A 4,959-nucleotide genomic window follows, 5' to 3' on the forward strand; every position below is an offset into this window, starting at 1 on the left:
AGATGCGATTGCCCTCCGCGTCGTAGTCATAGGTCAGCGTGCCCAGCACCTGTCCCGACCGCTCATAGTCGATGCGCAGCAGCTGCCCGGCCACATCGTAGGTGTAGCGCGTCAGCACACCGCCGGACGAAATGCTCGCGAGGCGACCCGCGGTGTCGTACGTCATTGACGTCGTGCGTCCTCCTTGCGACTGCGAGACGAGCCTGCCGCCGGTATCGTAGGCGTAGGTCACCGGGTCCTGGCCGGGTGCCGTCATCCGCGTGCGCCGGCCCAGGGCGTCGTATTCGTAGGTGGTGGTGCCGAGCTCGGTCGTCTCCGACGTCATCCGGTCGAAGTCGTCGTGCGTGAAGGCCACGGAGGAGCCCTGGCTGTCCGCGATGAGGACCGCCCGCCCCGCGCTGTCGTAGGTGAGGCTCAGCGCGCTCTCGAAGTCACCCGCGGACAGCGAAGAGGCGCCAAAGCCCATCTGCACCGGGCGGCCCACCGTGTTGTAGGTCAGCTTGTTGACCTTCCCCAGGGGATTGGTGCTCGTCTGGATCCGGCCTGCCTGGTCGTACGTGTACGACCAGGTCCGGGCAAGCGCATCCGTCCTCGCCGCGAGCGTCCCCAGGGTGTTGTAGGTGAACGACGTCTGACCTCCGCGCTGATCGAGGTAGGCCACCACCCGGTTCTCCGCATCGTAGGCGAAGGAGACGGAGTGGCCGAGGGGATCGGTGAACTTCACCAACCGGCCGAGCGCATCACGCTCGTAGCGCCGCAGGTTGCCGCTTGGGCTGGACTCGCCAATCAGTTGTCCAACGGAGTCATAGAAATAGCGCGTCGTGCGGCCGAGCGCATCGGTCACCGACGACAGTTCGGCGCCCACATACGCGTAGGTCGTCACTCCACCGCCGGCATCCTCGACCGTGAGGATGCGGCCAAGGGCGTCGTAGGTGTAGCGCTCGACCTCTCCCGTCGGAGCCGTCGTCTTGATGAGGTTTCCCGCCGCGTCGTACTCATAGCGCGTCACCCCTCCCAGCGCGTTCGTCGTGCTCGCCAACCTGCTGAAGTCAGAGGTGTAGGTCGCCGTGGTCGTCACCGCCTGGGGCGTGCCCGCCATGCGCGTCAGGCCCGTGTAATTGCCCTGGGCGTCGTAGTTGAAGACCGAGCGCCGCCCCTGGGCGTCCACCGTGGCGAGCAAGCGCCCCGTGGTGTCCTCCATCTCGAAGAGGGTCACCTGTTCCTCGGGCTTGCCCGCGGGATAGGCATTGCGAACGATGTAGCCCTTCGCATTGAAGTCGACCCGACGCACGTTGCCAGCACGGTCGGTGACGTCGACCCGAGCCACCTTGTTGCTCGCATTGAGCGTGTACGCGAACAGGAACGTGCTCCCGTCGGCGAGCACCTGACGCACCATCCGGCCCGCGGAGTCATACTCGTTCTGGACCGCGACCACCCCATCGGCGGCCGTGATGGACGCAATCCGGTGGGTGCTCGTGTAGGTATACCGCCGGATGCCTCCCAGGGGATTGGTGACACTCACCAGGCGTCCGTTCGTGTCGTAGGCGTAGCGGAACGTCCGACCGATGCTGTCCGTCACCTCCGTGGTGACGTCGCTCGCGTTGTTCGTGAACTGGATCCAGCGTCCGCTCGGTCCATCGATGCGCGTCACGGGGCCGGTGAGCCCGTTCTTGCGCGTGATGATCAACGCATTGCCGCTCGCGTCGTACATCTCCTTGAGGGGCGCGTACTGGGGGAAGAACCAGCGCTCGCCCGTGCGGAAGTAGAGATCCCAACCGCCGCGCGCGTTGTTGCGCTCGAGGCGGGAGAGATACCAACGCCCCGGCTCATACGACGTGAAGATGGCATCCGTGTAGGAGGTGCCAGGGGAGGTCCGCACGTAGTGGACGCGCGTGCCGTTGGATTGGATGAGGTCCACCTCCTGGTACTGCTGCGCGGAGTAGAGGAAGACCTCGTAGTCGAACGTCGTCCCGACGCCGAACTGGCGGCGGTTCAGGTCGAAGGCGCGATACGTGCGCGTGATGGTGAGGGGGAGCAGGTCATTGACGTGAAGGTCGGTCTCGACGCTGACGAACTGGCCCGAGGCCAGCATGACCGGATCTCCCGCGGTGGGATCACTCGGTGACCCCGCGGAGCCTCCGCCACACCCACCACCACCACCGCCGCCGCCGCCGCCACCACCGCCGCCGCCACCGCCGCCGCCGCCACCACCGCCGCTACAGCACCCGCTATTGCAGGGCGGTCCAGGCGGTGGAGGCGGAGTGTTCGGACCGTTGAACATCGCGCCGGTCAGCTCGTAGATGGCCACGCCCTCGTCCGGAATGGCCTGGGTGCCATCCTCGTTGATGGTGCCCAGGCCGTAGACGAACCACTTGAGGTCCCGGGCGTCATAGTTCCAGAAGACGCCCCGGGCCCCGGCAACCTCCCGGCGGAAGTTCGGGTAGATGAGCCGGGCGCCACGGAAGGTGGGCGTCAGACCCTGCAGGATCGCTCCACCCGGCTGGATGGTGAAGTAGACGGGCGTGCCGAGGTCCGGCAGCGGGAAGGGCGGCTGATTCACCGGGATGGCGGTGATGTTCAGCTCGGTGAGCACCTTGCCCTCCCGGTCGCGTACCACCGTGCCCGGGGGCAGGCGCAGCTCGAGGCCCGGGATGGCGGGCGTCGTGAGGACCGTCTCCTCCGTCGTGGGCGAGGGAATCGAGACGGTGCCCTGAGGGTCGAGCTTGGGCATCCAGACGGTGTAGGGCAGCATGTTGGTGAGACCCGCCTCCAGCACCACCCGGGCGAAGAAGAGGCCGTACTTCGACTTGCCGTTGCCCGCGGGCGTGCCGTCCATCTCCAGGACGTGCGCTCCCGGAGCCAGGCCCTGGAGGAGGAAGCGCCCGTCCTTGTCGGTCATCGTCGACTTGCCACCGGCCACCATGCGCACGTTGGGAAGCGGGTTGCCGTTGAGACGAAGCACCCGACCGCTGAGCGCGGTAACGCCCGCGGGAGCCTCCAGGGGCGTGGTGTCCTTGACCTGGGGCATCGCACGGTGCCAGTTGCCCGCGAGGTGCTCCTCACCCGGGAGCCACACCTCCTCGTCTTCGAAGAAGGGGCGGCGCACGGGCTTGAAGACCACCTGCCCGTTGGCCTCCCGCACGAAGTGGGCCTTGTAGGCCGAGGCCGCCTGCGCCAGAGCGTGGGGACGCCAGTCCTCGGCGCGGGGCAGACGCTCGTCCGGGCGCGCCGCATCGGCCCGCGTCGCGGCCGTGGTGAACGCGAGCGTCGACAGGGGCAGCGGATGCCCCTGCGCGTCAGCCAGGCCCTGGGCATAGAGGGTGTAGTGGGTGGCCGGGAGCAGCGACTGGACAGGGCGAACGAAGACGAGCCGGCCGGCTTCGGCGAGCGTGATGCTCGCCGCGACGGGGCCCTGGGGGCCCACGAGCGTCACGGTGTCCGGGAGCAGCGTGCGTGCCTCGACAGGGTGCGACAGCCGCAGACCGAGGAACTCGTCCACCGCGACGTCCGTGGCACCGTCTCGCGGATGGGTGCCCGCCACGCGGAGCGCTTCGTCCTTCGCGCCCGCGTCGAGCAGCGCCTCACGCTCCCGAGGCCCGACTGGAATGAAGCGCATCGCCTCGGGGTCGAACAGCTCGGCACTCCCCCGTCCAGCCGGAGCCGTCGCTTCCCCGTTCCACACGAGGACTCGCCCGTCGGCGAGCAGGGTGGCGGCGTGTCCGGTGCGCCCGGTGGAGAGCTCGGACTCGAGCTCCTCCGCTCGGAGGGTTGCCGCATCCAGGAGCGCCGCCGAGGCCAGCGCCGTCCCATGGGCATTCTGGCCACCCACCACGAGCAGACGCCCGTCCGAGAGGACCGTCGCGGTATGGAACGCACGCGGCGCCCAGGTCACGCCCGGGGCGCGGGTGAATTCTCCGGATGCCGGGTTGAACCACTCGGCCTCCTCGACGAGCTGGCCGTCGGGGTCGATGCCTCCCAGGATGAGCACTTGCCCGTTGGGCAGCACCGTCGCGGTGTGACCCGCGCGCGGGTGGAGCAGGTGCCTGGCGAGCTCCTCGCGCCCCTGGACTCCGTTCGCCTCGAGGAAGGCTCGGGCCTGGGGCTTCCCACCTTCCAATCCACCGAGGAAGAGCCAGCGACCGTCCGGCAAGAGCGTTGCGCTCTGCCCGTGAGCCGCCTGGGTGCTGGGAGAAGAAAGAAGCGCCTTCACCTCCTCGGTGGTGAGGGGCGCGAACGAGGGCTGCTCGGAACAGCCTGCCAGCGCGCAGAGGGCACCCAGCACGAGCACCGCCAGGGCTCTGGAGTTCCGCCAGGAGGCGGAGTGCGAAAGAGAGTCGACCAACATTCGGTTCTCCATGGAGGGCATCGGTGTCACGCCTCTCACTTCAAGGTCATCGAGACTTGGCCGGTAGCGGCCTGGTAGGGATCGAGTGCCACCACGTAGGTGCCCGCCACGAGGTTGGTGAGATTGGCGGTGGTGCTGGTCGATGCGACCCAGCTCTGCCAGATCACCGAGCCACTCGGGTTGTAGATGCGCGCGTACACATCGGTGAACGTCCGGCCACTGAACGTGAGCGTGACGCTCGAGGCGGCGGTCGCACTGAAGGTATAGCGGCCATCCTGGCCCACCCGGCTCGTGGCGAAGGGGGTGGTCGAGCCGTCGGCGGTGAGGGTGCCCTGTACCGGGTGAGACAGCAGCACCTGCAGCGTGGCGGAGGTGCCGCCACTCGGGTCCACATACAGGGTGTAGGTGCCCGTCGTGGGCAGCACCGGCAGGTTGCAGGAGTTGGACGCGGAGAAGCCGCAGCTGGTGAGGCTCGTGCCGTCCGGTTTGAGCACCTGAAGGTAGACACTCTGGTTGGCCGGAGACGTGGTGAAGCCCGTCACGCCCAGGCCCAGGTACTCACCGGCGGTGCCGCTGAAGGTGTACCGGCCATTCTGGCCCGAAGCGAGGCTGAC

General features: G+C 68.1%; 1 protein-coding gene and 1 pseudogene. Both read right to left on the reverse strand.

What is annotated here, in order from left to right; translation table 11 throughout:
• Window positions 1-4,345 (reverse strand): kelch repeat-containing protein (locus tag VF697_RS15715; protein WP_331095777.1); only part of this gene is annotated, 4,345 nt, incomplete at its 3' end.
• A gap of 35 nt (window positions 4,346-4,380) precedes the next feature.
• Window positions 4,381-4,959 (reverse strand): annotated as a pseudogene (locus tag VF697_RS15720) (hypothetical protein); the annotation flags it as partial.

Origin of the sequence: Archangium sp., assembly GCF_036388035.1 — a bacterium.
Classification (GTDB): Bacteria; Myxococcota; Myxococcia; order Myxococcales; family Myxococcaceae; genus Archangium.